Origin of the sequence: Kribbella sp. VKM Ac-2569, assembly GCF_004216905.1 — a bacterium.
Lineage (GTDB): Bacteria > Actinomycetota > Actinomycetes > Propionibacteriales > Kribbellaceae > Kribbella.
The window spans coordinates 493844-520103 of record NZ_SGXJ01000005.1; the positions used below are offsets into that span (position 1 = coordinate 493844).

Genomic DNA, 26260 nt, shown 5'->3' on the forward strand with positions numbered 1-26260 from the left:
TCTGTCAGGGCTGGTGCTCCTGGCTGTAGCAAGGGGTGAGGGGAAACATTTCGGGTAGCCTCGCTGGATGAGGCGGCTGATTTTCCAGGAGTACGTGACGCTCGACGGGTACGCCGCGGGGCCGGACGGGGGACTGGAGTTCTTCGACGCGATCAGCTCGCAGCCGGACGACGACAACCTCGAGCTGCTCGACAGTGTCGACACGATGCTGCTGGGCGCCGAGACGTACCGGTTGTTCGCAGGGTTCTGGCCGACCGAGGCGTCGGCCGGCGAGCCGATCGCCGAGAAGCTCAACGCGCTGCGTCTGGTCGTCGTGTCGACGACGCTGCACAGCGCGCCGTGGGGTCCGTACGAGCCTGGTCTGGTGGTCCGGGACCTGGACGCGGTGCGGGCGCTGAAGGCGGAGCAGACCGGCAAAGACATCATCCTGTGGGGCAGCATCACGCTGTTCCAGTCGTTGCTGCGGGCCGGGCTGGTCGACGAGGTGCAGCTGCGGATCTGCCCGGTGCTGCTGGGGGTGGGCAAGAGCGCCTTCCCGTCCGGCGGTGGTTCGCCGGTGGGCCTGGAGCTGATCGAGGCGCGTCCCTGGGGTGCAGGCGGCGTACTGGTGCGGTACCGGCCGGCTAGCTGACTGCGTCGACGATCGCCTTCACGATCGGTGCGGCGATGGTGATCGTCGGCAGGATCAGGAGTACGGCCGCTGCGGCGTACGTGACAGCGGAGAGCGTGGATTCGTTGGGGGCCGGGCCGGCCAGGCGTTGCACTCTCAGGACCGTGGAGGACTTGGCTGCTGCCAGGGCAGCCTCTGGTGCAGGTGAACCGGCAAGGGCGACCAGGGCGCGCGCCAGCGGGCGTGGACCGTTGCGGCGGCGAGCGTCGTCGTCGGCGAGCAATTCGACCAGTGTGCGTGCCTGCTCCAGCGCAACATCGCTACGTACCCAGCGTGGGAAGGCGTGGTGCAGCGCGGTGAACTCTTCCAGCACCAGGTCGTGTCGCGCCCGCAGGTGCGCCTGCTCGTGTGCGAGAACAGCCTTCAGCTCACTGTCGTCCAGCCGCTCCAACGCGCCGACGGAGACGACAACTCGCGCGCCACGCAGGGCCGGCAGACAGTAGGCCAGCGGCGTCTCCTCCGCCAATACCCGCAGTCCTGGGATCAGCCCGTCCGGTGTCGCCAGTACGTCGACCAGATCGCGATGCCGCTTGCGCCGTGCCCGAGTACCGACCGCTACTCGCCCGATTGCCCACAGCAGTCGCACTACGACCAGCGCGACCATGGCGAGGATCGCTGCGGCCACCAGGTCCCGTGCCGACGACGGATCGAACCGTGGTTCACCAGGGCGACCAGCAATCGAGTAGGACAACGCGATACCAGCACCAAGTGCAGCCAGTACGGCGGCCAGTGCGATTGCCTGCCACAGGATGACGGCGGCGCGGGGGACCCGGTAGGGCCAGTCGGAACGAGCCAGCAGCGCCGGTGCCGGGCCGGTGAGTACCAGCGCCAGAACGGCCAGCAGGACCGGGGTGGTCACCCCGTCTGCTCCTGGTCGTCCAGCTTGGACAGGGCCTCGCGGAGCAGTGCCGCTTCCTCATCGGACACCTGACCCACGAAACGGACCAGGGCCTCGCGCCGATCGCCGGCACGGTCGAGTGCGTCCCGCATGAGGTCGGCGGCCAACTCCTCACGTGGCGCGGCGGCCCGGTAGCGCCAGGCCTTGCCGTCGCGCTCGCGCTCGGTCAGCTTCTTCTTCGCCAGCCGGTCCAGAACGGTCATCACGGTGGTGTAGGCGAGCTCACGGGTGCCGGCCAGCCGCTCGTGCACCTCACGCACGGTCAGCGCGGCCGGAGCCGCCCAGAGCTGCTCCATCACCAGGCGTTCCAGGTCGCCCAGGGGACGTGGACCCTTCTCCTCACTCGCCACGTGACCAGTATAACTACACGTCGTAGTAGATCCGCGCTAGCATCTACTACGACACGTCGTAGATGGGCTGGGGAGGCCTTCCGATGGACACCCTGGATCTGGCGCGGTGGCAGTTCGCGATCACCACCGTGTACCACTTCTTCTTCGTGCCGGTGACGATCTCGCTGGTCGCGATCACCGCCGGCCTGCAGACCGCCTGGTACCGGACCGGGAAGGAGAAGTACCTCCGGCTGACCAAGTTCTACGGGAAGCTGTTCCTGATCAACATCGCGATGGGCGTCGTCACCGGCCTGGTGCAGGAGTTCCAGTTCGGGATGAACTGGAGCGACTACTCGCGGTTCGTCGGCGACGTGTTCGGCGCGCCGCTGGCGCTCGAGGGCCTGCTCGCGTTCTTCCTCGAGTCGACGTTCATCGGCCTGTGGATCTTCGGCTGGGAGCGGTTGCCTCGGTTGGTCCACCTCGGCTGCATCTGGATGGTGGTGCTCGGCACGCAACTGTCGGCGTACTTCATCCTCGCGGCCAACTCGTGGATGCAGAACCCGGTCGGCTTCCGCTACAACGCTGATCGTGGTCGTGCGGAGCTGACGGATCTGTGGGCGGTGCTGACCAACAAGGTCGTGCTGGTGACCTTTCCGCACACGATCTTCGCCGCGTTCATGGTCGGCGGCGGGTTCGTGGCGGGTGTGGCGTTGTGGCATCTGATCCGTCGGCCGGGCACGGACCGGGATGTGTTCCGGTCGGCGCTGAAGATCGGCGCGTCCGTCGTCCTGGTGGCCAGTGTCGGTGTCGCGATCAGCGGTGACCTGCAGGGCAAGGTGATGACCGAGGTGCAGCCGATGAAGATGGCGGCGGCCGAGGCGTTGTACGAGACCGAGAAGCCGGCGTCGTTCTCGGTGTTCACCGTCGGCACGCTGGACGGTTCGAAGGAGATCTTCTCGATCAAGCTGCCGTACCTGCTTTCCTTCCTCGCCACCGGGCACTTCGACGGTGAGGTAAAGGGGATCAACTCGCTGCAGGACGCGTACGAACAGCTGTACGGACCGGGGTCGTACAAACCGAACATCCCCCTGACCTACTGGACCTTCCGGTTGATGATCGGCGTCGGGATGGCGTCGGCCGCGATCGCGCTCTGGCTGCTGTGGACCACGCGCCGCGGCCGAGCTCCTACCCGCTGGCTGGTCTGGCTGGCGGCCCCGTTGCCGTTGCTGCCCCTGGTGGCGAACACATTCGGCTGGATCTTCACCGAGACCGGTCGGCAGCCGTGGCTGGTGTTCGGCCTGTTGCCGACGGCGTCGGGCGTCTCACCCAGTACGACGAGCGGCGAGGTGATCACGTCCCTGGTCGGGTTCACCGCGCTATACGGCGTACTCGCGGTGGTCGAGACCAAGCTGCTGCTGCGGACGATCCGGGCCGGCCTGGCGGGGACGGATGCGCCGCCGGACACGGCTCCGGATCAGCCCGACAAACCACTGTCGTTCGCGTACTGAGGGGCCTCTGATGGAACTGACGACTGTATGGTTCGTCGCGATCGCGACGCTGTGGACCGGGTACTTCGTGCTCGAGGGCTTCGACTTCGGAGTCGGGATGCTGTACCGCGTGCTGGGCCGGAACGAGCCCGAACGGCGGGCCGCGATCAGCACGATCGGCCCGGTCTGGGACGGGAACGAGGTCTGGCTGATCATGGCCGGTGCCGCCACGTTCGCGGCGTTCCCGGAGTGGTACGCGACGCTCTTCAGCGGGTTCTACCTGCCGTTGTTCGCGATCCTGGTGGGGCTGATCGTGCGCGGCGTCGCACTCGAGTACCGCGGCAAACGGGACGAGCCGGCGTGGCGCGCGCGGATGGACGCGATGATCGTCGTCGGGTCGGTGCTGCCGGCCCTGCTCTGGGGTGTTGCCTTCGGCAACATCGTGCGCGGTGTGCCGCTGGATGCCGATCACGAGTACGTCGGCGGCTTCGGCACGCTGCTCAACCCGTTCGCGCTGCTCGGCGGCCTGACCTTCGTCGCGGTGTTCGTCACCCACGGCGCGATCTTCCTCGCGCTGCGCACCACCGACGAGCTGCGCGTTCGCGCCAACCGGCTCGCCACCCGCACCGGTGCCGTCGCCGCGGTGCTGACGATCGCCTTCCTCGCCTGGGCGCAGGCGTTGCGCGGGGACACCGTGTCCGTCATCGTGACGATCGCCGCGATCGTCGCGTTCGCCGGCGGCCTGGTCGCGAACCTGCTGCGCCGCGAGGGCTGGGCCTTCGTCGGTACGACGCTTGCCATCGGACTGGCCGTGGTGTCGTTGTTCGTCGCGCTGTTCCCGGACGTGATGCCGTCCACGCTGGATCCCGGGTCGACGCTGACCGCGGTCGAGGCAGCGTCCTCGGCGTACACGATGAAGGCGATGACGATCATCACGGCGATCTTCTTCCCCCTGGTACTGGTCTATCAGGGGTGGACGTACTGGGTCTTCCGTAAGCGGGTCGTGGTCGCATGAAGCCGCTCGACCCGCGGCTGCTGAAGCGCGCCCGTGGTGCCCGGGTCTTCCTGTTGGCGTCTGTCCTGATCGGCGTTCTTAGCGGTGTGCTGATCATCGTGCAGGCGGTGCTGCTCGCACACGGCATTGCAGGCGTCGTACTGCGGGGCAGCGGGGTGACTGCTGTCGCCTGGGGTCTGGCTGCAGTCGTTGCCGGGCGGGCATTGCTGGTGTGGGCGCAGGAGGTGGTCGCACAACGCGCAGCCGCCGCAGTGAAGTCCACGCTGCGGCGGCAGGTGCTGGAGCACTCACTGAAGCTCGGACCGGTCTGGCTGAGCGGTGAACGCAGCAGTGCGCTGACAACCCTGCTGACCAAGGGCCTGGACGATCTGGACCCGTACTTCGCCCGCTACCTGCCACAGCTCATCCTGGCCGCCACTGTGCCGGCCGGCGTGATCGGCTGGATGGCAACCGGTGACCTGATCGCTGCTGGCACAGTGCTGATCACCCTGCCGCTGATCCCGATCTTCATGGCACTGATCGGCTGGGTGACGCAGGCGCGCAGCCGGCAGCGTCAGCACGCCTTGGCCGTGCTGGCGCATCACTTCGCGGATGTGGTCAGCGGACTGACCACACTGAAGCTGTTCGGCCGCGCGAAGTCGCAGGAGTCCGCCGTACGACGGGTTACCGACCAGCACCGGGCTGCGTCGATGGGGAGCCTGCGGCTGGCGTTCCTGTCGTCGTTCGCGTTGGAGCTGTTGGCGAGCCTGTCGGTCGCACTGGTTGCTGTGGGCGTCGGTCTTCGGCTGGTTGACGGGAAGCTCGGGCTCGAGACCGCGTTGATGGTGCTGATCCTGGCGCCGGAGGCGTACCTGCCGTTGCGACAGGTGGGCATGCAGTTCCACGCGAGCGCGGACGGGGTCGCGGCCAGCGAAGAGGTGTTCCGCGTGCTGGAGACGCCGCTGCCTGTACGTGGCGAGCGCACCGACGTACCCGATCTTCGGGTGAATCCGCTGTACCTGTACGACGTGACAGTGACCTACCCGGGGCGGGACGTGCCTGCGCTGGAGGGGTTCGATCTGGAGTTGCGGCCGGGTGAGGTGGTGGCGCTGACCGGACCGAGTGGCGCTGGGAAGTCGACGGCGCTGGCTGTGCTGCTCGGATTCGTCGCGCCGGAGCGTGGGGTGGTCGTCGCCGCTGGCAGTGCCGCGGACGAGTTCGATCCGGCGGAGTGGCGGCGGCAGTTCGCGTGGGTGCCGCAGCGTCCCGGCCTGCGGCTGGGAACTGTGGCCGACAACGTGCGGTTGGGCCGGCCGGATGCATCGGACGACGAGGTCCGCTTGGCACTCCTCGCCGCGGGTGCTGCCGACCTGCCGCTCGACAAGGCGGTGGGGGAGCAGGGACAGCAACTCTCAGGCGGTCAGCAACGTCGGGTCGCACTCGCTCGCGCGCTCCTCACCGACGCCCCGGTGCTGCTGCTCGACGAACCAACAGCCGGCCTCGACCCCGAGACCGAAGCCAGAGTCATCACCGCCCTCCGCTCGACCGGCCGCACCGTCCTGATGGTCGCCCACCGTCCCACTCTGATCGCAGCCGCCGACCGGACAATCACCGTAGAACCAGCGGCACCAAGAGAGTTGGTGAACGCTTGACGTCCTCCCTGCTGTCAATGGCGGGGATTCCAACGACTACGCGGAGGTAGCGAGTTGAGGTTCACGCTTCGGCGAGACTCGTGGTGGCGTCTCTTGGCGTGCGCTGACGGCCCGTCCGGCCGCGATGTTGACTGCCGCGTTCACGTCCGCGTTCGCCTGGTGTCCGCAGGCTACGCATCGGAAAACCGCTTGGCTCTCGCGGTTCTCCGACGCCCTATGCCCGCAGACGCTGCAGGTCTGCGACGTATACGCAGGATTCACCTTCTGGACTCGTCCTGTGGCCTTGTCCTCGAGTCGTCGGACGAGGTGACCCCAACCGTTGGCCAGGATGCCCCGGTTGAGCCCGGCTTTGGCGCGGCGCCGGTTCGGCAGGTGGGCGCCCGATCGTTCGGGATCGGGCTTAGGCTTGGGACGTCTGATCATCTGTGGGATGCGCAGATCCTCCACGCGGATCACGTCGTACCGTCGGGCGAGGTCTGTGCTGGTCCTTTCGACCCAGTTCTTGCGGCGGTCGGCGCCGCGAGCATGCAGTCTGGCGATCGCGGCCATCACCCGCTGGCGGCGATTGGAGCGACGACGGCAGCGCGCGAGGCGGCGCTGCAGGTGCTTGAGGCGGTCCTGCTCGGTCTCCGACAGCCCTGGGCACGACAGGAGTTCACCGGTGGACAAGGCCGCCGAGACGGTGACACCGCGGTCCACGCCGACCACTTCACCCGTCCCGGGCGCCGGAATCGGTGCCGGGATGACGGCGAAGGCGATGTGCCAACGGCCGGCCCCATCGCGGGTGATGCGGTACGACTTCGCATCCGATATGGCACGGGACAGGCGGAACCGGATCCAGCCGACCTTCGGCACCAGCACTCGCGCCCACGTGCGGTTCAGGTTCTCGACCCGAGACGCTTGGGTTCCGACGATTCGGAACCCTTCGTGCCGTCCGGCTTTGCGCCACGTCGGTCGCCGGTGGGTTCCTGCGTAGAAGTACCTGACCGCTTGGTCGAAGTCTCGCAAAGCCTGCTGCTGGACGGTTTGCGACCCAGCCCGCAGCCATCCGAACACGGCTCGCGCCTCCGTCAATTGGCGCGCCTGCTCGACGTACCCCGGCGTTGGCGGTTTGTCGCGGGTCCACATCAACCATTGCTCAAGCGCCAGGTTCCACACATGTCGCGCATGTCTGCAGTGCTCGAGCAACGCAGCCTGCTGCTCGGCAGTTGGGCACATCCGGAACCGGGACATGCTACAAATCCAAACAGCTACCGCCGACAACTTGCCCGAGTCTGCGAAGCGGGCCAGTCGCGGTGCCTCGCCACCCTGGAACACCGCGCTTCAATCTGGCCAATCCAATGATCGACCTCGTGCGCCCGGCGGATCGGGCGTGGTGGCAGCTGGGCTTGGCTTTGGGGCTTGGTGTTTCGGCGGCCGGGTCAGCTGTCGCTCTGCTCGCCACGTCGGCCTGGCTGATCACAGCGGCGTCGGCACAACCACCTGTGCTGTTGCTGATGGTCCCGATCGTCGCGGTGCGCGCCTTCGGTGTCGGGCGCGGCGTCTTCCGGTACGTCGAACGGCTCGTCGGACACGATGCGGCGTACCGGGTGCTGGGGGAGACCCGTGCGCGCATCACTGGGCGTCTGGAGAAGCTCGCGCCACTCGGTTCGCAGCGGAAGGGCGATCTGCTCGCCCGCCTCGTGCTGGACGTCGATGCGGTCCTCGACCTCTGGCTGCGAGTGCTCCTGCCCGTTGCAGTCGCAACCGTCACAGCAGCCGCCACGGTGGGTCTCCTCGCGGTGCTGCTTCCAACAGCCGGTGCCGCCGTCGCACTGGCGGTCCTGATCGCGAGCACCGTCGTACCGTGGCTGACTGCCCGGACCGCTGAGCGAGCCGAGCGCAACGTCGCTGGTGCCCGTGGGGACGTCGCAGCCACCACCACCGAGGCCCTGCTCACAGCAGCGGATGTGGTCGCCTACAACGCGATCGACTCGGTGCTGGACGACTTCAGCCGCCGCGACGCGCACCTGGCCGCCGCCGAACGCCGGTCCGCCTGGAGCGCCGGCTTAGGCAGCGCCCTGCTCGTCCTGTGCGTCGGCGGCGCCAGCGTGGCTGCCCTGGTCCTCGGCAGCACGGCGAACATCACCGGCGCGGTCTTCGCCGTACTTGTCCTGACCCCGCTCGCCCTGGCCGACGTACTCGGCGGAATCCCGGCTGCCGCCCAGCTGGCGATCCGGGTACGGGCGTCCCTCGACAGAGTGCAGGAACTCGTAGACACCCCCGCGCCGGTCACCGAGCCGACCAAGCCGCTGCCCCTCCCAACCGGACGCGACCTGCAGGTGAACCTGCTGCGAGCCGGGTACGACGGCCCCGACGTGCTGGATGGACTCAGCCTGGACATGCCGGCAGGGAGCCGTGTGGTGATCACCGGCCCGAGCGGCTCGGGTAAGAGCACGCTGGCCTCGGTCCTGCTCCGGTTCCTCGATCCGCGCGGGGGAGAGGTGCTGCTGGACGGTGTGGATCTCGCCAGGCTCGAAGGCGACCAGGTGCGGTCCGTCGTCGGGTTGCTGACCCAGGAGAGCCACGTGTTCGACACGAGCATCCGGGAGAACCTGCTGCTCGCGAAGCCGGGTGTCAGCGACCTGCAGGTGTGGAAGGCGCTCTACCGGGCGCGGCTCGGGCTGCTCGTCGAGAAGTTGCCGGAAGGCCTCGACACCATGGTCGGGGAGCACGGTGCGCGGCTGTCGGGTGGTGAGCGCCAGCGGCTCGCGTTCGCGCGGCTGCTGCTGGCCGATCGCGACGTACTGGTGCTCGACGAGCCGACCGAGCACCTGGACGAGGAAACCGGACGGGCGCTGCTGGCCGACCTGTTCGCTGCGGCGGGCGACCGGACCGTGGTTCTGCTGACTCATCGCCCGGAGTTGGTGCCTCCTCACGTACCGCGACAACTGGTTTGCCTGACGTGACAAATGCGGGCGGCGGGCCGGGCGTCTGTCAAGATGGGGAACCGTGTTGACCCCACTGCTCGTTTCACTGCTCACCGACCAGGCTCTCATCACGATCGTCGTGGTCATCGCGGTCGTTCTGGTCGTCGGAACCACCGGCCTGGTCGTCACGCGGCGGCGTCGCGCCGAACTCCCGCCGAAGGCTTCGAAGCCCGCCGTGGAATCCGCGGAGGTCGCCGAGCCGAAGGTCGGTGACGACGCGGAGGAACCGCGGGACACGCCGACCCGCACGCTGGAGGACACGGAGCTACCGGAGCCCGCAGCGACCGAGACGGTCGAGAAGCCCGAGTCCGCGCAGGGCCGGCTGGTCCGGCTCCGCGCCCGTCTGGCACGTTCGCAGGGCTCCCTCGGCAAGGGGCTGCTCGCGCTGCTCTCCCGCGACAAGCTCGACGAGGAGGCGTGGGAGGACATCGAAACCACGCTGATCACCGCTGACGTCGGTGTGGCGCCCACGCAGGAGCTGGTCGAGAAGCTGCGCACCCGCATGCGCGTCGAGGGCGTCGGCGCCGCACAGGCCCGGGAGATCCTCCGCGAGGAGTTGGTGGCGCTGGTCGACCCGTCGCTGGACCGCTCGCTGAAGGTGAGCCGCAAAAACGGGCAGCCTTCCGTCATCCTGATGGTCGGCGTGAACGGCACCGGCAAGACCACGACCGTCGGCCGGCTGGCCCGGGTGCTGATCGCCGAGGACAAGCACGTCGTCCTCGGCGCCGCCGACACCTTCCGTGCGGCCGCCGCCGATCAGCTGCAGACCTGGGGGGAGCGGGTCGGTGCCCGCACCGTCCGGGGACCCGAGGGCGGCGACCCGGCCAGCATCGCGTTCGACTCGGTCAAGCAGGGCATCGAGGAGGAGGCGGACGTCGTCCTGGTCGACACCGCCGGCCGCCTGCACACCAAGACCGGCCTGATGGACGAGCTCGGCAAGGTGAAGCGGGTCATCGAGAAGTCCGCCGAGGTGGACGAGGTCCTGCTCGTCATCGACGCCACCACCGGCCAGAACGGCCTCACCCAGGCCCGGGTGTTCGCAGAGGTCATCGACGTCACCGGCCTGGTCCTGACCAAGCTGGACGGTACGGCGAAGGGCGGCATCGTGATCGCGGTGCAGCGCGAACTCGGCGTACCGGTCAAACTCGTCGGCCTCGGTGAGGGTCCGGACGACCTGGCCCCGTTCGACCCCGAAGAATTCGTCGACGCCCTGCTGGACTGATGTAGAGAACCCGCGACCGGCTCCGTCTCCGGGTAAAGGCTCTACGAAGAGGAGAAGGACATGACCAAGTTCATGCTGCTGATGAACATGGACGGCGGAAACAGCGACACCCCGATGCTGGAGTGGGACCAGGCCGACATGAAGGCCCACATGGACCACCTCGGCGAGGGCATCGAGCGACTGCGGAAGAGCGGCGAGCTGGTCGAGGTGCAGGGGCTGACCTGGCCGGCGCACGCCAAGGTGGTGCGGGCGGCCAGTGTGAGCGCGCCGGTGCTGACGGACGGTCCGTACGCCGAGTCGAAGGAGGTCCTGGCCGGCTACACGATGATCGACGTGGAGTCGGAGGAGCGGGCCTACGAGATCGCGGCGTGGCAGTCCGCCGCACCCGGACCCGGCGGCGTACCGCTCGAGCAACCGATCGAGGTCCGCCGCGTGATGGAGTCGGATGCCGATCTCCACGACTTCTGAACCGGACGGCGAGCTCGAGGACCTGCTGCGGGAGTTGACGCCGCGGGTCCTCGGCGCCGTCGTGCGTTGGTCCGGTGATTTCGCCGCGGCCGAGGACGCGGTCCAGGAGGCACTGCTCGCAGCAGCGACCACCTGGCCGCGGGACGGCCGGCCGGACAATCCGAAGAGCTGGCTGATCCAGACGGCCTCACGGCGGCTGATCGACGAGGTTCGCCAGCAGCAGGCCCGTCGGCGTCGCGAGGAGCGGGCGGCGCTGCGGGAGGTGCCGGCCGGCGAGGTCGAGGAGCACGACGACACACTGCGGTTGTTGTTCCTGTGCTGCCACCCGACGCTCACACCGGCGTCGGCGATCGCACTGACCTTGCGGGCGGTCGGCGGTCTCACCACGGCCGAGATCGCCACGGCGTACCTCGTGCCTGAGGCGACGATGGCGCAGCGCATCAGCAGGGCGAAGTCGAAGCTCAAGGGCTCCAGCTTCGAACTGGACGCCGACCCGGATCGGCTGCGCAACGTGCTGCATGTGCTGTACCTGATGTTCAACGAGGGCTACACCAGCACCAGTGGCCCGGAGCTGCACCGCAGCGACCTCTCCAGTGAGGCGATCCGCCTGACTCGCGCTGTACGGACTCAGCTGCCGGACGACGGACAGGTCACCGGACTGCTCGCTCTGATGCTGCTGACCGACGCTCGTCGCGCAGCGCGGACCGGTAAGGGCGGGGAGATCATCCCGCTGGCTGAGCAGGACAGGTCGCAGTGGGACCACGACGCCATCACAGAAGGCGTGGCACTCGCGGTCGACGCGTTCAACACGCCTCCGCTGGGCGAGTACCAGATCCAGGCAGCGATCGCCGCACTGCACGACGAGGTGGACCGCGCCGAGGACACCGACTGGCCGCAGATCCTTGGGCTGTACGGCCTCCTCGAGGACCTGTCCGGAAACCCGATGGTGAAGCTCAACCGCGCGATCGCCGCCGCCATGGTGGACGGACCGGACGCCGGCCTGAAGCTCCTCGCACCGCTGGACGACGAGCTGGCCGGCCACTACCGCCTCGACGCCACCCGCGGTCACCTCTACGAGATGCGCGGCGACCGCGAGACCGCCGCCGAGCACTTTCGGGCGGCGGCCCGCGGTACGACGAGCTTGCCGGAACGCGACTACCTGATGACCAAGGCCGCGTCCCTGAGCTAGCTGTACTGCGCGAACGCCGCGGCGAGGTCGTCGTCCGTTGCCAGGAGCAACCGGAGCAGGATGCGCGCCTTGTACGGATCGAGGAACCCGCCGTCGATCAGGCCGCGCTGCAACAGGTCGGTCTCCGAGCCGGGGGAGTCGTACGTGTTGCGGACGATCGAGCCGGCGCCGGTCCGTGACGTGAGGACGACCGGCATCCGGGTCGCCAGCTCGCCGAGAACCGGTGCGAGCGTCGCCGGCACGTGTCCGACGCCGTACCCGGCGACGACGAGCCCCTGGTGTGTGTCGGCCAGGCCCTGCAGCAGCAGACCGTCGTCGTCCAGCGTGACGGTGTAGAGCGCGACGTGGATGGTGTCGAGCTCGGCAGGTTCAGCATTGCCCTGTACGCCGTCCAGCCGCAGCGGGCGTGTGAGTACGCGGACCTGGTCTTCGACGACGTGGCCGATCGGACCGGTGTTCGGTGACACGAACGTCGCCGTACTCGTGCTGTGCGTCTTGCGCACCCAGCGCGCCGCGTGGATCTCTTCCTTGAAGACGACCAGTGCGCCCAGGTCACGTGCTGCGGGGGAGCAGGCGACGCGCAGCGCGGCCAGCAGGTTCGCAGGGCCGTCGGGACCGGCCAGGGTCGGGTTGCGCATCGCACCCGTGAACACGAGCGGCTGCGGGTGCGGCCAGACCAGGTCGGCGAGGAACGCGCTCTCTTCCAGGGTGTCGGTTCCCTGGGTGACGACGACTCCCGCGGCTCCAGCGGCGACGGCCTTGGAGGCGGCGTCGACGACCTCGAGCAGCTTGGCGGCCGTGAGGTTGGCGCTGGGAACCTTCTCGATGTCCTGGATCTCGACCGCATGGCCAAGCTCGGGGAGCCCGGGCATCGCGGCGGTGAGGTCGTCACCGGTAAGGCGACGGGTGCCGGCCATCGAGATGGTCCCGCCCAGCGTGAACAACGCGACGCTCACTAGGTCTCTCCTCATGTAGTGCGAGCTCTGACGTGCATCCGCTCCCCCTGCGGGCCGTAAAGACATAGCACCTCGGTCGGTCCAGGTCCCGGGTTGGAGAACCAGTGCGGCACCCGGCAGTCGAACTCGACCGCCTCACCCTCCTTGACGATGAAGTCCTGGTCACCGAGCTTCAGCCGGATGCGGCCCGAAAGCACGTAGAACCAGTCGTAGCCCTCGTGGGTCTTCTGCACCACGTCATTGCCCGGATAACCCGCCGGCAGGATCTGCTTGAACGCCTGCAGCCCGCCCGGCCGCCGACTCAGGGGAACGTGAATGGTGCCGTGACGCTTGATCGGTTTCTGGTAGATCCGCGGGTCTCCGGTCGGCGGTGCGTCGACCAGTTCGTCCAGCTGCACCTGGTGCGCCCGGGCCAGCGGCAGCAGCAGTTCCAGCGTCGGGCGGCGCTGCCCGGACTCCAGCCGGGACAGTGTGCTGACCGAGATACCGGTCGTCTCGGACAGCTGGGCGAGCGTCGTGCCACGCTCGCTTCGGAGCGCCCGCAGCCGCGGTCCGACCGACTCGAGAACGTCCTCGTCGTTTGCCATACCGGCAACAATACTTGTCGAAAATGAAAATCACGACGCATCCTCGGTTCAGACGCTAGAAGAGAGGAGTCCAGAGATGACGAAGTACGACGTGATCGTGATCGGCGGCGGCGCGGCCGGGCTGAGCGGGGCGCTGGCACTGGTCCGGTTCCGCCGGTCCGTGCTCGTGATCGACGACGGTACGCCGCGCAACGCGCCCGCCGACGGCGTGCACAACTTCCTGACGCGTGACGGCGTACCGCCCGGGGAGATCTACGCGATCGGCCGCCAGGAGGTGCAGGGGTACGGCGGTGAGTTCGTCGACGGCACGGTGACCACGGCCCGGCGCGACGACGATGGGTTCACGGTCGAGTTGGCCGACGGTACGACGTACCGGAGCAGGCGACTGCTGGTGACGACAGGGCTGACTGACGTGCTGCCCGACGTACCTGGGCTGGTGGAGCGGTGGGGAAAGGACGTGGTGCATTGCCCGTACTGCCACGGGTGGGAGGTACAGGACCAGGCCATCGGCGTACTGGCGACCAGTTCCATGGCAATGCACCAGGTGCAGCTCTTCCGGCAGTTGAGTGATGACGTGACGCTGTTCCTGCACACCGCGCCGGAGCCGACCGAGGAGCAGTGGGAGGCGCTGGCTGCTCGCGGAATCGCCGTAGTACAAGGGAAGGTCGAGCAGGTCGAGATCACGGACGACCGGATCACCGGTGTACGGCTGGAGGGCGGCACGGTCGTTCCGCGGCAGGCGCTGGCGATTCAGACGACCATGCGGGCACGCGCCGGCTTCCTGGCCGACCTGGGCCTGGAGACCACTCTGGTGGAGTCGAACGGAGTAGAGGTCGGTACTGCGGTCCAGGTCGACGCCATGGGTGCCACGGAAGTCCCTGGTGTTTTCGCGGCCGGCAACGTCAGCAACCCGATGGCGCAGGTCATGCCGTCCGCAGCGGCCGGATTGGCGGCTGCTGGAGGTATCAACTTCGACCTGATCACCGAAGAGACGCGTCTGGCAGTAGCAGCGCGCAGTAGTTGAGGAGTTGAATAGGGGCCGGGAGGGTGGATGCAAGACACGGTCGACCCGGACTTCGCCTCGTTCGTCGATGCGCGGCAGGGCAGATGGCTCCGTTCGGCGTACCTCGTGTACGGCGACCTGCACCGAGCCGAAGAGCTACTGCTGCGCGCCTTCACTCAGCTGTCCGTGCGCTGGACCAGGGTCGACGACCCGGACGCCTTCGTCCAGCGCATGCTCTACCAGCCGGCCCTGCGTCCGTGGAACCGGGCGAAACCGTTTCCGGACGAGGAAGACCCGGTGAAGCTCGCACTGGCCGAGCTGACGCCCGCACAACGCACGGTGTTTGTGCTGCTGCACCTGGAGGAGCTGACCGAGTTCGAGGTGTCCGAGCTGCTCGGTCTCTCGCACACCGCCGTACACGCCCACGGCATGAGCGCCTTCGGCCGCTTCCGTACGGCGATGGGCGCGGGGGACTGGCGTGATGCCCGATGAGGCGGGAGGACGTGCAGCCTCTGCTGCTCCAGGCGGCCGACCAGCTACCTGAGCCTGAGCTGGCCGACGCAGCGTGGGCAGCCGGCGTGAGAGTCAGCCGGCGTCGGCGCCGTACCGTCGTGATCAGCGTGATCGCCTTCATCGTGCTGGCGATCGTCGCGTCGATCCTGATCGAGGTCGGTACGTCGGGCAACGCCGACATCACACCCCCGACGACTCCGCCCGGGTACATCGAAGCGTCCGGCAAGATCAGCGGGATCGACTACTGGGTCGCGCCGCCGCCGGGCAGCGAACGCTTCCTCGACCGGCTCGATACTCCGCTCGGCGATCGCCTGGAGTTGCCGGACAAGGTCCGTCCACTGGCGAAACACACGCTCGAGACCGTCGCTGCCGTCGTTCTGGTGAAGCAGGGCGATCGCTATGCACCGGTGCTGCTCGGCGCGGACGGGTCCTGGGCCAAGGCCGACGTCGGCCTCGTCACGGTCGGCGGCGAGTCGCCTCTCAGCCCGGGAGCGATCTCTCCGTACGGTCGGGTCGTCGCGTTCCCCCAGCCGGGTGAGCTGATCACGGTGAATGCGACGACGGCCGAGATCTCGCGCATTCCCCTGCCCGCCGGTGAGTTCCGCAGCGTGTCCTGGGTGCAGGACGAGCAGCGCGTGCTGATCAGCGGGCCGGGCGCCGCCTACCAGGTGGTCGTCGGAGAAGGTGGTGACGGAGAGCAGGCAGTGATCCCGGTCTCCGCGACGGACGACCCGGAAGAGATCACGTCGCCGTACCGGATCCAGACCGGCGCCGTCATGCGGTACCTGTTCAACGGCCGGTGGATGGAGGACGGTCCTCTCACCCTGCCCGTCCGGTCCTGGCAGGGGCAGACGATGTCGTCGAACTCCGCCGCGGCGCGCCTCTTCATCGCGGAGAAGCTCCCGGAGGTCCCGACGAGGGTGTCACAGCCTCAGGTGCTGGCCGCGATCTCCACGCTGCGGACGCTGCCCAGCCGGCTGCTGGTGCTCGGAGAACCACAAGACAATCCCCCGACCTACGAGGGGGCGGGGGATCGTCCGTTCGTGCGTGTGGCAGGCTGCTGCGCCGTACTCGGCTGGTACGACGACAGCAACGTGCTGTTCCGGGTCCACGGCTGGGTCTTGGCCTGGAACCTTGAAAGCGGACGGGTCCGACGCGTCACCGAGATGCGCGTGGACCAGGTGGCTCTGGGCCCCGGACTACGGCTCTGAGACAGGCAACTCGAGTACTGCGCGCAGTGTGATGTCGGCCAGGCGATCGGCATCGTCGGGCGGCGGCATCGGTTGTCCGGTCAGGGCTCGGATCACGAACACCCCGGCCATCCACTCGACCATCAGCACCGGGTCCGCGGTGCTCTTGATCGGTTCGCCACGCTCCCGTGCGCGCTCAAGTGCTTGCCGGGTGAGCTCGATCCGGCGTTCCAGTACACCTCGGTAGATCGCGGCGGACCGCTCGTCGCGGTTCGCCTCCGAGACCGCCAGGCGAATCATCGCCCGGCCGTACTCGCTGTTCGCGAACGCCAGCGCGACGCGGTAGACCTGGCGCAGGTCACCCGCGATCGAACCGGTGTCAGCGTCCGGGATCTCCAGGTCGAACAAATCGGCCATGGCGTCGTTGGCGAGCTGCTCCTTGCTGGCCCACCGCCGATAGATCGTCGCTTTGCCGACCCCCGCGGCCTCGGCGACGTCGTCCACCGTCATTCCTTCGAATCCCCGCTCCAGCAGTAGTTGCACGGCGTACCGGCGGATCCTCGGCTCCGCTTCCGGGTCCCGTGGTCTGCCGCGGCGCGGCCTCACCCCGTGGTTCGGCTCCATTTCGTCGTTCCCCAGCTCAGACGGGTGCAGTGGCGCGGCTGCTGCCCGTGTGGTCCAGGCCAGAGTGCCACATGTTGGCCTTCGGTGAGCCATGTCACCTCGATGTCACCTGGGAGCCCGCTTTGTCACATGCCTGAAACAAACGGACCGATCGGCTGAAACGGCGCGCCGACACCGTGTGCGTTGTGGCCAGCGGCGGGCTCCCCGGCGTTGTGGAGACCTCCCCGACTGAGGACGCCGGCCACCCCCAGTTCGATGGAAGGGATGACGTTGATGGAGATCAACGCCGGCGATACCGCCTGGGTTCTGGCAAGTGCCGCCCTGGTGATGCTGATGACCCCGGGCCTGGCTTTTTTCTACGGCGGCATGGTGCGCGTGAAGAGCGTGCTGAACATGATGATGATGAGTTTCGTCACCATCGCCGTCGTCACCATCCTCTGGGTGGTGGTCGGCTACTCGCTGACATTCGCCGGTGACACCGGGCACGTGATCGGAGACTTCTCCGAAGTCGGGCTGAAGGGCCTGCTCGCACCCGAGGCGGTGAGCGGGACGACGCCCACACTCGCTTTCGTCGCCTTCCAGCTGATGTTCGCGATCATCACCCCCGCGCTGATCTCGGGCGCGATCGCCGACCGGGCCACGTTCCGCGGCTGGATCGCGTTCGTGGTCGGCTGGACGCTGCTCGTGTACTTCCCGGTCGCGCACTCCGTCTGGTTCCTGGACGACGGCAACGGCGGCTGGATCGGCGACAAGCTGAAGGCTATCGACTTCGCCGGCGGTACGGCGGTGCACGTGAACGCCGGTGCTGCCGCGCTCGCGCTGGCGATCGTGCTCGGCAAGCGGATCGGCTGGAAGAAGGACCCGATGCGGCCGCACAGCCTGCCGCTGGTGCTGCTCGGCGCCGGCCTGCTGTGGTTCGGCTGGTTCGGGTTCAACGCCGGCTCCGCGCTGAGCGCCGGTACGACTGCTGCTGTCACCTTCGTCAACACCCAGGTCGCCACCGCTGCCGCGGTGATCGGATGGCTGATCGTCGAGCGGCTGACGCACGGTAAGGCCACCACGCTGGGTCTGGCGTCCGGTGCGGTCGCCGGTCTGGTCGCGATCACCCCGTCCTGTGGTGCTGTCACCCCGGTCGGCGCGATCATCCTCGGCCTGTTCGCCGGTGCCATCTGCGCCTTCGCGGTGTCGCTGAAGTACAAGCTCGGCTTCGACGACTCGCTCGACGTGGTCGGTGTCCACCTGGTCGGCGGTCTGTTCGGCTCGCTGGCGATCGGTCTGCTCGGCTCGGCGGCGGCGCCGTCCGCGGTCGACGGCCTCTTCTACGGCGGTGGAGCGTCCCAGCTCGGCAAGCAGGCGGTGGCCAACCTGGCGGTCGGTGTCTACTCCTTCGCGGTCGCGTTCATCCTCGGCAAGGTGATCGACAAGACGATCGGCTTCCGGCTCAAGGAGGACGACGAGGTCACCGGTGTCGACCAGACCGAGCACGCGGAGACGGCGTACGACTATCTCAGCGCCGGCGGTCTGCGCGGCGCGCTGGGGCGCCCGGCGCCTGCCGAGACCGAGAATGGAACCACTGAGGTCTCGGAGAAGGAAGGTGTCAAGGCATGAAGCTGATCACCGCGGTGGTCAAGCCGCACAAGCTGGAGGACGTCCGGGCCGCGCTGGAGACGTTCGGCGTCACCGGCATGACGGTCACCGAGGCAAGCGGCTACGGCCGCCAGAAGGGCCACACCGAGGTCTATCGTGGCGCGGAGTACGAAGTGGACCTGGTGCCGAAGGTGCGGCTCGAGGTCGTCGTCGAGGACGGTGACGGCGCCGACGTGGTCGATGTGATCGTGAAGGCCGCGCAGACCGGCAAGATCGGCGACGGCAAGGTCTGGGTCACCCCGGTGGAGTCGATCGTCCGGGTCCGCACCGGCGAGCTGGACGGAGACGCACTCTAGATGCTGGATCGAGCAGAGCAGCGGCGCGGTCGTGCCGAAGAGGCCGACGCGCTGCTGCAGTTGCTGCTCGCAAAGGCTTGTGACGCCCTCGGTGTACCTACCGAGGGCGTCGCCCTGGTTGCGGTGGGCGGCTACGGGCGTGAGGAGCTGTCGCCGTACAGCGACCTCGACGTGATGCTCGTGCACGCCGAGGGGTACCCGCGGCTCGACGAGCTGGCTGCCCAGATCTGGTACCCGCTGTGGGACTCGAGGACCAAGCTGGACCACAGCGTCCGCACCCTGGCCGAAGCGCGGCAGGCCGCAGCAGACGACGACCGCGTGGCCCTGGGACTGCTCGACGCACGACATGTCGCGGGGGACACGCATCTGACGCTGCAGCTGCGTTCGGTGCTGATGGCGGACTGGCGACGTACTGCGAAGTCCCGGCTGCCCGGGCTGGCCGAGGCGTGCCGCGACCGGGCGTCCACGGTCGGAGAGCTCGCACACCTCGCGGAGCCCGACCTGAAGGAGGCGTACGGCGGTCTGCGCGATGCCGTCGTACTGCGGGCGTTGGTGGCGTCGTGGTTGGTCGACGTACCGCATCCTGTGCTGGAGCGCGCACGGCGGGACCTGCTCGAAGTCCGCGACGCACTGCACGAGGTGGCTGGTCGCGCGACCGACAGGCTTGTCGCCGACCTGGCCGGGGAAGTGGCGGCTGGGCTCGGGATGTCGGGGCGGGACGAGCTGCTGCGGCACGTGTACGCGACGGGTCGGACGCTCGCGCACGTGTGTGACGTGTCCTGGCGGCGCGTCGAGAGCTTGATGACCAAGCCGCCGCGGTCCCGGCGTCGTCAGCGGAGCGGTGGGCCGTTGCTGCTCGCACTGGACGAGGGTGTGGGCCAGCACGAGGGCGAAGTCGTGCTGATGCCGGACGCGCGTCCGGAGCGGGACCCTGTCCTCGGACTGCGTGCTGCTGCAGTTGCTGCGGACCGTGAGCTCGTGCTGTCGCCTGCTGTCTGTGCGCGGCTGGCAGCGTCGGCTGCGGACCTGCCCGAGCCGTGGCCGGGGGAGGCGCGGCGGTTGCTGTGCGCCCTGCTCGGTGCGGGCAGCGGATTGCTTGAAGTGTGGGAAGCGCTGGATCAGGCCGGGTACATCTCCCGGATCCTGCCCGAGTGGGACGCCGTACGGTTCCGGCCGCCGCAGTCGGCGATCCACCGGTTCACCGTCGACCGGCATTTGCTGGAGACCTGTGTCGAGGCGTCCGCGATGGTGCGCGACGTACGGCGACCTGACTTGTTGCTGGTGGCTGCTCTGGTGCATGACCTGGGCAAGTCGCTCGACGGCGACCACAGCGTCACCGGTGCCGGCATCGCGGCTCGGGTGGCCCGTCGCATCGGCTTCAGCGAGGCCGACGCCGACACGATCACGCTGCTGGTCCGACAGCACCTCATGCTCGCGCAGGTCGCCACCCGGCGAGACCTGGAAGACCCGATGACCGTGGACATGGTCGTCGGCATCGTGCGCAGCACCGAGACGCTGGACCTACTGGAGGCCCTCACGTACGCCGATGCGCGGGCAGCCGGTCCGGCTGCGTCGTCGCCGTGGCGGATGCGCCTGGTCGGTGAGCTCTGCCGGCGCGTGCGCGGTGAGCTGGCTGGTGGTGGCGAGGGCATGTGGACCGAGGCACCGCCCGTTGCGGTGCCCGTGCTGCATCAGGTGGTTGGTGTGGGGCGGCTCGGCGTCACAGTGTCCGACCATCACGGCGACCTGCGAGTGAACGTCGCCGTACCCGATCAAGTGGGGACGCTGTCGACCGTTGCCGCCGTACTCGCGGTGGAGCGGCTGGCGGTCCGGTCCGCGGTCATAACGTCTGTTGACGGGCTGGGCATTTCGCAGTGGACCGTCGCTGGATCGCCTCCCGATCCGGTGCGGCTACGTGACCGGCTCGCGGTGGCGCTGCGTGACTCGACCGACGTCGTACGGCGGTTGGCCGCACGGGACTCGTCGCGCGCTCGTGTCGCGAGTCGCGTGGACCTGTTGCCGGAAGCGTCGGAGACAGCCACGGTGCTGCAGGTGCGTGCCCACGACCGTCCGGGCCTGCTGTACGACGTCACGGCGGCGATCGCCTCGACTGGTGCGGACATCCGCTCCGCACACGTCAGCACCCTCGGTGCAGAGTGTGTGGACGTCTTCTACCTCACCGACAGCCACGGTGCGCCGCTCGAATCCGAGGACGCGCGGACGACCGCAAAGTCAGTGCTGGATCGACTGACCTTCTAGTCTCGGCACGTGGATGTTGTAGAGGCTCTCCAGCGACAAGCGACCGCCTGCGAGGACCTGGGGTCCCCAATGTATGCCGAGCTGCTCCGGCTGCTCGTGGACGACTACGAGGTCGGCGGGGTGTCGGTCGAAGTACTGGCCGGGTATGAGGGCCGTTCGTTCGGTGAGGCGATCGGTCTGCGCTTGCTGGCAGCTGTGCATGGCATGGTGCTGTCCGGTACGGCGCCTGAGCTGGCAGCGTTCTACCCGAGCGTTGGCGGGACGTGGGACCCGGTGCTCGGCTGGGAGGCGTTCGAGCAGGTACTGCAGTCGCGGCTGGGCGAGGTGCGGTCGCTACTGACACAGCCGCCGCAGACGAACGAGGTAGGGCGGTCGGCTGCGCTGTACGGCGGCCTGCTGCAGCTGGTCGAGGCGGTGCCGCTGCCGGTGCGGCTGTTCGAGATCGGTGCCAGCGGTGGTCTGAACCTGCGGGCCGATCAGTACCGGTACGTGACGGACGAGGCGTCGTACGGGCCTGCTGACAGTCCGGTGGTGTTTGACTCGGCTTGGTCCGGACAGGTGCCGTCAGTGGAGTTGCGGATCGCTGAGCGGGTGGGGTGCGACATCGCCCCGGTGAACCCGCTGACGACGGACGGTGCGCTCACGCTGACGTCGTACGTGTGGCCGGACATGGCTGATCGCCTGGAGCGGCTCCGTGGTGCGCTGAAGGTCGCGCGGGATGTGCCGGCCGACGTACGACGGGAGGACGCGGTCTCGTTCTTGCGCGGGCTGGAGCTGTCGTCGGGGCATGTGACTGTCGTGTGGCACTCGATCATGTGGCAGTACCTGCGCCGCCCGGACCGAGCCGCGATCGAGGCGCGCCTGGAGGAGCTCGGTGCAACGGCCACCGCGTCCGCACCACTGGCCCGTCTGCGGCTCGAGCCGCACCAGGTGATCGCCCATGGTCCCGGCGCGACCGGCTGGGAGTACCGCGTCGACCTGCAGACCTGGCCGGGCGGAAAGCGCCAAGTCCTCGGGCACGCCGAGCCACACGGCCAGGGCCTCGTGTGGGGATCGGAAGAGATCAGCTGAGTGCTGCGACCAGTGTGTCGGTGAGTTCGGTGGCGTAAGTGCCGTCGGGGTCGAGGTCGGGGTCGAAGATGCCGATGTCGACCCCGACGCATTTCGGGGACGCGAGCAGTGGCTGGAGGAGCGCCCGCAGCTGCTCGCGGTCGACCCCGCCCGGGTCGGGGCTGTCGACGGCCGGCATGATCGCCGCGTCGAGGATGTCCACGTCGAGATGCACCCAGAACCCGTCCAGCTCGGCCAGGTGCGCCAACGTTCCTTGGGCGGCCGCATTCGGGTCGTCCGCAATCTTCGAGGCCGGCCAGACCGGTATCCCGGCCTTCTCGACATCGCCGACGTACTCGTCGTCCGCCCGGATCCCGAGCAGCACCGCGTCGCTGTCCCGCGTGTACGGCCCCAGCCCTCCGAGATCGGTCAGGTCCGCCTGCCCCCGGCCGGTGACCAGCGCCAGCGCCTCACCGCCCGCAGCCCCGACGTACGGCGAGTTGTCGACGGTCCGGAAGTCCGAGTGCCCGTCGAGGTACACCACGCCGTACCGCCCGAGCCGCTTCAACGCCAACGCCGGCCCGAGCAGGTTGCTGCACTCACCGCCCAGCAACACCACGAACTTCCCCTGCCCGACGAACCCGGCAACCCGATCCGCCAGTTGCACTGTGTACGACGCCATCGCTGCCGCGTTGAACACGCCGTCCCCGGGTTTCCAGTCGTGCATGTCGTACCGCGGCGGCGTCACACACCCACCGTCCTCCGCCCCGATCCGCCCCAAGAACCCCCGATCCCGCACCGCCCCCGCCAACTTGTAACACCCCGGCACCACCCCCGCCTTCGGCGCCCGCAACCCCAAATTAGAAGGCCCGTCCACCACAACCCGCACCCGAGTCTCCTAACCTGTAAATATCATCGAATTGGTTAGATCCTCGATCCTGCATCCCACCCTGTCAACCAGCTCAGTCGCCCCATCTGCGCGGGGATTCACCAGGACCGCGCGACCGCACCGTCGCAGTCCCACGCTCAACCGCCGCCCGCGATCCGTCCCCCAGCGAGGGCCGCTGTCCCAGCGCTCCGGCAGCCGGCGCAACACCACTCAAGAACCGCGCCGCCGGCACCTCCGACTGCTTGCTGTCCCGTACGGGCGTCGGCTCCACAGCCTGCTGCCGTACGCCGTCCGCCGCAGGTTCCTGCACCGTGTGCTGGAACCTCTGCCGAATCTCGTCCACCTTCGCGTTGAGTGCCTTGCCGATCTCGCCGGCCACATGCTGTCCCGCTTCGGGTGATCGCTGAGCCAACGAGTCCCACTGCGGGTGCAGCATCGTCGTGATCAGTTCGCGTCGAACTGCCTGCCGGTCCGCGCCCTCGGATGGAGCGACTTCCTGCAGCCGGTTCCGTACGACGGCCTCCGCCAGTTGGTCGAAATGCATCACTGCCGGCCCGTTGTTGAGGCGGTTGATCAACTTCAGACGATCGACGCTCGGGCCCGAGGCTTGCTGGATCAGATCGTTCGCAGCGACGTACGCGCCGGATTGCTGAGTGCCGTCGAACGCCAGGTGTGGGTATCCGGCCGATCTGGTGAAGACGTCGAAGTCGTTGGCGGCCCGGACCGCCGCCACGCCCTCGTGCAGCCCCTGGGACTGTGTCGTCCCGACGGCGTTGACCTCGCCCGGTGCGTCCACCTCCATCCCGGCCTGCGTGACCCGGTTGAGAACCGTCGCCAGTGCACGCCCCTGCCGTCGAGGGTTGTCAGTCGGATTCCTGGTCAGCCCGGCGCGAAGCAGCGGCTCGTGGATCCCGATCGCACCGGTCCGCTGGTCGAGGCCGCCGGGTCCGCTTGTTGCGTACAACTCGCGGTTCCAGCGGTCGACGCCGGTGGGGCGGAGTTGCCGCGCCAGGTCGTACAGCCGGCTGAATTCGCGGTACGTCGGCGAGTCCTCGGGGACGCGCTGAGCGGACTCAGCCATTGGGGAACGGTGTATCGGTCAGCGGGACCGGTGGGTCGCGGAGCCAGTCCTCCATGGACTTGAGATCCTCCGTCATCGCGCGGATGTCGTCCTCCTCGTCCGCGGTGGCGCGATCGGCGATTTCCCAGATCCTGCGGCGCCCTTCTGCCAGCATCGCCATCTTTTCCTCGGTGGTCCCCTTCGGTGGGTAGACAGCGATGTGGATCCGCACTGCCTCGCGGTACAGGTCGCTTCGGACAGGCGGCGGAGGTGGTGGCTCGGCGAGGTCGTCGATGAGCTGGGTGGTCCAGGTGCGGTCGTGGTCCGACGCGTCAGCAGGTACGAGCGCTCGCAGCTTCTCCTGCTCGGCTGCCACGTCCACAGCTTGTACGCCGCCGCGCACCCGATCGCGGGCGCGCCCGAACGCGTCGTTGAAGGCGGGGAGGTCGAGGGGCATCGTGCGGCTCCTTGGGGGATGTGGGGAATGGGAGCACGGTAGCGAGAAAGAGGCCTGCGTTGCCGGAGTTATCCACAGGTTGGGGGGCCGGTAGACTCGGGGAGTTCATCGCTTCGAGGAAACGGACTGTTTCTCGTGTTCGACACGCTTTCCGATCGGCTCTCCACCGCGTTCAAGAATCTGCGGGGCAAGGGCAAGCTGACCGACGCCGACATCGACGCGACCGCCCGGGAGATCCGGGTCGCGTTGCTGGAGGCCGATGTCGCGCTGCCCGTCGTGCGGGAGTTCATCGCGGCGGTCAAGGAACGTGCCGCCGGGGCGGAGGTGCGGGGCGGGCTGAACCCGGCGCAGCAGGTCATCAAGATCGTCAACGAGGAACTGGTCAACATCCTCGGCGGCGAGACCCGCGAGCTGCGGATGGCGAAGCGGCCGCCGACGGTGATCATGCTCGCCGGTCTGCAGGGTGCCGGTAAGACCACCCTGGCCGGAAAGCTCGCCAAGTGGCTGAAGGAAACCAAGCACCAGACCCCGATGCTGGTCGCCGCCGACCTCCAGCGGCCGAACGCGGTGACCCAGCTGCAGGTGGTCGGTGACCGCGCCGGCGTACCGGTGTTCGCGCCGGAGGCCGGCAACGGCGTCGGTGACCCGGTCGACGTCGCCCGCAGGGCGATGGACGAGGCGCGCACCAAGCAGCACAGCGTGGTCATCGTCGACACCGCCGGCCGGCTGGGTGTCGACGAAGTGCTGATGAAGCAGGCTGCGGACATCCGCGACGCGGTCAGCCCGGACGAGATCCTGTTCGTCGTCGACGCGATGATCGGTCAGGACGCGGTCACCACCGCGCAGGCCTTCCTGGACGGAGTCGGGTTCGACGGTGTCGTGCTGTCGAAGCTCGACGGTGACGCCCGGGGTGGTGCCGCGCTGTCGATCGCGCAGGTCACCGGCCGCCAGGTGATGTTCGCCAGCAACGGCGAGAAGCTCGAGGACTTCGACGTCTTCCACCCCGACCGGATGGCGTCGCGCATCCTCGGCATGGGCGACGTGATGAGCCTGATCGAGTCCGCCGAGCGCTCCTTCGACGCGGAGGAGGCCGCCAAGACCGCGGCCAAGCTGCAGAAGAAGGGTGGCAAGGACTTCACCCTGGACGACTTCCTCGCCCAGATGCAGTCGGTCCGGAAGATGGGACCGCTGACCAAGATCTTCGGCATGCTGCCGGGCGCGAACCAGTTCAAGGACCAGCTGGAGAACTTCGACGAGCGCGAGATCGACCGGATCGAGGCGGTCATCCACTCGATGACGCCGGCCGAGCGGAACGACCCGAACATCATCAACGGCTCCCGCCGGGCCCGGATCGCGAAGGGTTCCGGGACGGAGGTGTCGACCGTCAGCGGCCTGGTCGAGCGGTTCTTCGAGGCCCGCAAGATGATGTCCGCGATGGCGTCCGGCAAGGGGATGCCGGGAATGCCCGGGATGCCGGGCATGCCGGGGATGGGCGCCGGCGGCCGGAAGGCCAAGCAGCAGCAGAAGAAGGGCAAGAAGCGCGGCTCCGGCAACCCCGCCAAGCGGGCGAACCAGGGCAACCAGCAGCCGCAGGCCCCGCAGCCGGGTCAGCTGCCGGCCGCGTTCGGTGGGCAGGACGGCGGCGACTTCGAGCTGCCGGACGACCTGAAGAAGATGCTCGGCGGCAACTGAACCCTTCCCGAAAGGGCACATCAGCGGTTTGGTGGGTAGGGGTGAACTCTGGGCGGCCGACGCCTGAACAGCGCTGGCCGGTACCCGGTGACGGTGGGGAGCGGCGCACCGTCAGCGGTTGTCGACGACCCGGTGACGGCTAAGATCGACCCTACGCCC

General features: G+C 68.3%; 25 protein-coding genes. 16 read left to right on the top strand and 9 right to left on the bottom strand.

All coding sequences use genetic code 11. The features are described from left to right. Positions 1–67: 67 nt before the first annotated feature. Positions 68–631: a dihydrofolate reductase family protein gene (locus EV649_RS33330; RefSeq protein ID WP_130387626.1), complete on the top strand. Its 564-nt coding sequence runs from the start codon at positions 68–70 to the stop codon at positions 629–631. Here the strand turns inward: EV649_RS33330 and EV649_RS33335 are convergent. Both EV649_RS33335 and EV649_RS33340 read right to left on the bottom strand, forming a co-directional pair. After that, on the bottom strand, positions 624–1529 hold the full coding sequence (locus EV649_RS33335; RefSeq protein WP_130387627.1) for a M56 family metallopeptidase: 906 nt from the start codon (positions 1527–1529) through the stop codon (positions 624–626). The genes EV649_RS33330 and EV649_RS33335 overlap by 8 nt on opposite strands. Continuing rightward, the gene (locus tag EV649_RS33340) at positions 1526–1918 is read right to left on the bottom strand and encodes a BlaI/MecI/CopY family transcriptional regulator (protein WP_130387628.1); all 393 of its coding nucleotides are present in this window, start codon (positions 1916–1918) and stop codon (positions 1526–1528) included. The genes EV649_RS33335 and EV649_RS33340 overlap by 4 nt, the downstream gene beginning before the upstream one ends. 83 nt (positions 1919–2001) lie before the next feature. Here EV649_RS33340 and EV649_RS33345 point away from each other — a divergent pair, with 83 nt between their 5' ends. From EV649_RS33345 to cydD, 3 genes are read left to right on the top strand one after another with little or no spacing between them, the layout of a single operon-like run. Then, entirely contained in the window at positions 2002–3405 is a 1404-nt protein-coding gene (locus EV649_RS33345; RefSeq protein WP_130387629.1) for a cytochrome ubiquinol oxidase subunit I, read from the top strand. A gap of 10 nt (positions 3406–3415) precedes the next feature. Continuing rightward, positions 3416–4399 (top strand): cytochrome d ubiquinol oxidase subunit II, encoded by a 984-nt coding sequence (gene cydB / locus EV649_RS33350; protein ID WP_130387630.1) that lies wholly within the window; start codon positions 3416–3418, stop codon positions 4397–4399. Continuing rightward, entirely contained in the window at positions 4396–6030 is a 1635-nt protein-coding gene (cydD, locus tag EV649_RS33355; RefSeq protein ID WP_130387631.1) for a thiol reductant ABC exporter subunit CydD, read from the top strand. The genes cydB and cydD overlap by 4 nt, the downstream gene beginning before the upstream one ends. 36 nt (positions 6031–6066) lie before the next feature. Here the strand turns inward: cydD and EV649_RS33360 are convergent, their stop codons facing one another. Then, entirely contained in the window at positions 6067–7263 is a 1197-nt protein-coding gene (locus EV649_RS33360; protein ID WP_130387632.1) for an RNA-guided endonuclease TnpB family protein, read from the bottom strand. A gap of 107 nt (positions 7264–7370) precedes the next feature. Here EV649_RS33360 and cydC point away from each other — a divergent pair, with 107 nt between their 5' ends. From cydC to EV649_RS33380, 4 genes are read left to right on the top strand one after another with little or no spacing between them, the layout of a single operon-like run. Then, positions 7371–8978: a thiol reductant ABC exporter subunit CydC gene (gene cydC, locus EV649_RS33365; protein WP_130387633.1), complete on the top strand. Its 1608-nt coding sequence runs from the start codon at positions 7371–7373 to the stop codon at positions 8976–8978. A 43-nt stretch (positions 8979–9021) separates the two neighbouring features. After that, a complete protein-coding gene (gene ftsY, locus EV649_RS33370; protein ID WP_130387634.1) occupies positions 9022–10221 on the top strand; it encodes a signal recognition particle-docking protein FtsY in 1200 nt (399 codons plus the stop codon). A 60-nt stretch (positions 10222–10281) separates the two neighbouring features. After that, entirely contained in the window at positions 10282–10689 is a 408-nt protein-coding gene (locus EV649_RS33375) for a YciI family protein (RefSeq protein WP_130387635.1), read from the top strand. Next, entirely contained in the window at positions 10667–11878 is a 1212-nt protein-coding gene (locus tag EV649_RS33380) for a sigma-70 family RNA polymerase sigma factor (RefSeq protein ID WP_130387636.1), read from the top strand. Before EV649_RS33375 ends, EV649_RS33380 begins: the two co-directional genes overlap by 23 nt. Here the strand turns inward: EV649_RS33380 and EV649_RS33385 are convergent. Further along, positions 11875–12834 (bottom strand): asparaginase, encoded by a 960-nt coding sequence (locus tag EV649_RS33385; RefSeq protein ID WP_198682828.1) that lies wholly within the window; start codon positions 12832–12834, stop codon positions 11875–11877. The two genes, EV649_RS33380 and EV649_RS33385, sit on opposite strands and share 4 nt — an antisense overlap. A gap of 11 nt (positions 12835–12845) precedes the next feature. Beyond that, entirely contained in the window at positions 12846–13421 is a 576-nt protein-coding gene (locus tag EV649_RS33390) for a helix-turn-helix transcriptional regulator (protein ID WP_130387638.1), read from the bottom strand. A 76-nt stretch (positions 13422–13497) separates the two neighbouring features. Here EV649_RS33390 and EV649_RS33395 point away from each other — a divergent pair, with 76 nt between their 5' ends. Genes EV649_RS33395 through EV649_RS33405 form a run of 3 tightly spaced genes read left to right on the top strand, consistent with a single transcriptional unit; the run spans position 13498 to position 16148 of the window. Next, positions 13498–14445, top strand: a complete 948-nt coding sequence (locus EV649_RS33395; protein ID WP_130387639.1) for an NAD(P)/FAD-dependent oxidoreductase — start codon at positions 13498–13500, stop codon at positions 14443–14445. A 27-nt stretch (positions 14446–14472) separates the two neighbouring features. Then, positions 14473–14916, top strand: coding sequence for a sigma factor-like helix-turn-helix DNA-binding protein (locus EV649_RS33400; protein ID WP_130387640.1), 444 nt, complete (start codon positions 14473–14475; stop codon positions 14914–14916). 11 nt (positions 14917–14927) lie between these two features. After that, positions 14928–16148 (top strand): hypothetical protein, encoded by a 1221-nt coding sequence (locus EV649_RS33405; RefSeq protein ID WP_241998991.1) that lies wholly within the window; start codon positions 14928–14930, stop codon positions 16146–16148. On the opposite strand, the gene EV649_RS33410 is transcribed toward EV649_RS33405, so the two are convergent. Continuing rightward, positions 16137–16670 (bottom strand): TetR/AcrR family transcriptional regulator, encoded by a 534-nt coding sequence (locus EV649_RS33410; protein ID WP_241998993.1) that lies wholly within the window; start codon positions 16668–16670, stop codon positions 16137–16139. The two genes, EV649_RS33405 and EV649_RS33410, sit on opposite strands and share 12 nt — an antisense overlap. Before the next feature lie 345 nt (positions 16671–17015). On the opposite strand from EV649_RS33410, the gene EV649_RS33415 reads away from it, so the two are divergent. The 4 genes from EV649_RS33415 to EV649_RS33430 are packed head-to-tail and all read left to right on the top strand — an operon-like array spanning position 17016 to position 22024. Further along, a complete protein-coding gene (locus tag EV649_RS33415; protein ID WP_198682829.1) occupies positions 17016–18359 on the top strand; it encodes an ammonium transporter in 1344 nt (447 codons plus the stop codon). Then, a complete protein-coding gene (locus EV649_RS33420) occupies positions 18356–18694 on the top strand; it encodes a P-II family nitrogen regulator (RefSeq protein WP_130387643.1) in 339 nt (112 codons plus the stop codon). The genes EV649_RS33415 and EV649_RS33420 overlap by 4 nt, the downstream gene beginning before the upstream one ends. Next, positions 18695–20953 carry a [protein-PII] uridylyltransferase gene (locus EV649_RS33425; protein ID WP_130387644.1) on the top strand — a complete coding sequence of 753 codons (2259 nt, stop codon included), beginning with the start codon at positions 18695–18697 and terminating at the stop codon, positions 20951–20953. Between the two features lie 9 nt (positions 20954–20962). After that, positions 20963–22024: a DUF2332 domain-containing protein gene (locus EV649_RS33430; RefSeq protein WP_130387645.1), complete on the top strand. Its 1062-nt coding sequence runs from the start codon at positions 20963–20965 to the stop codon at positions 22022–22024. Here the strand turns inward: EV649_RS33430 and EV649_RS33435 are convergent. The 3 genes from EV649_RS33435 to EV649_RS33445 all read right to left on the bottom strand — a co-directional run bounded on the left by EV649_RS33435 (position 22017) and on the right by EV649_RS33445 (position 24409). Then, a complete protein-coding gene (locus tag EV649_RS33435) occupies positions 22017–22892 on the bottom strand; it encodes an arginase family protein (RefSeq protein ID WP_241998995.1) in 876 nt (291 codons plus the stop codon). The genes EV649_RS33430 and EV649_RS33435 overlap by 8 nt on opposite strands. Positions 22893–22965: 73 nt before the next feature. After that, positions 22966–23973 carry a hypothetical protein gene (locus tag EV649_RS33440; protein ID WP_130387646.1) on the bottom strand — a complete coding sequence of 336 codons (1008 nt, stop codon included), beginning with the start codon at positions 23971–23973 and terminating at the stop codon, positions 22966–22968. After that, positions 23966–24409 carry a hypothetical protein gene (locus EV649_RS33445; RefSeq protein ID WP_130387647.1) on the bottom strand — a complete coding sequence of 148 codons (444 nt, stop codon included), beginning with the start codon at positions 24407–24409 and terminating at the stop codon, positions 23966–23968. Before EV649_RS33445 ends, EV649_RS33440 begins: the two co-directional genes overlap by 8 nt. 135 nt (positions 24410–24544) lie before the next feature. Here EV649_RS33445 and ffh point away from each other — a divergent pair, with 135 nt between their 5' ends. After that, positions 24545–26101 (top strand): signal recognition particle protein, encoded by a 1557-nt coding sequence (ffh, locus tag EV649_RS33450; RefSeq protein WP_130387648.1) that lies wholly within the window; start codon positions 24545–24547, stop codon positions 26099–26101. Positions 26102–26260 lie beyond the last annotated feature (159 nt).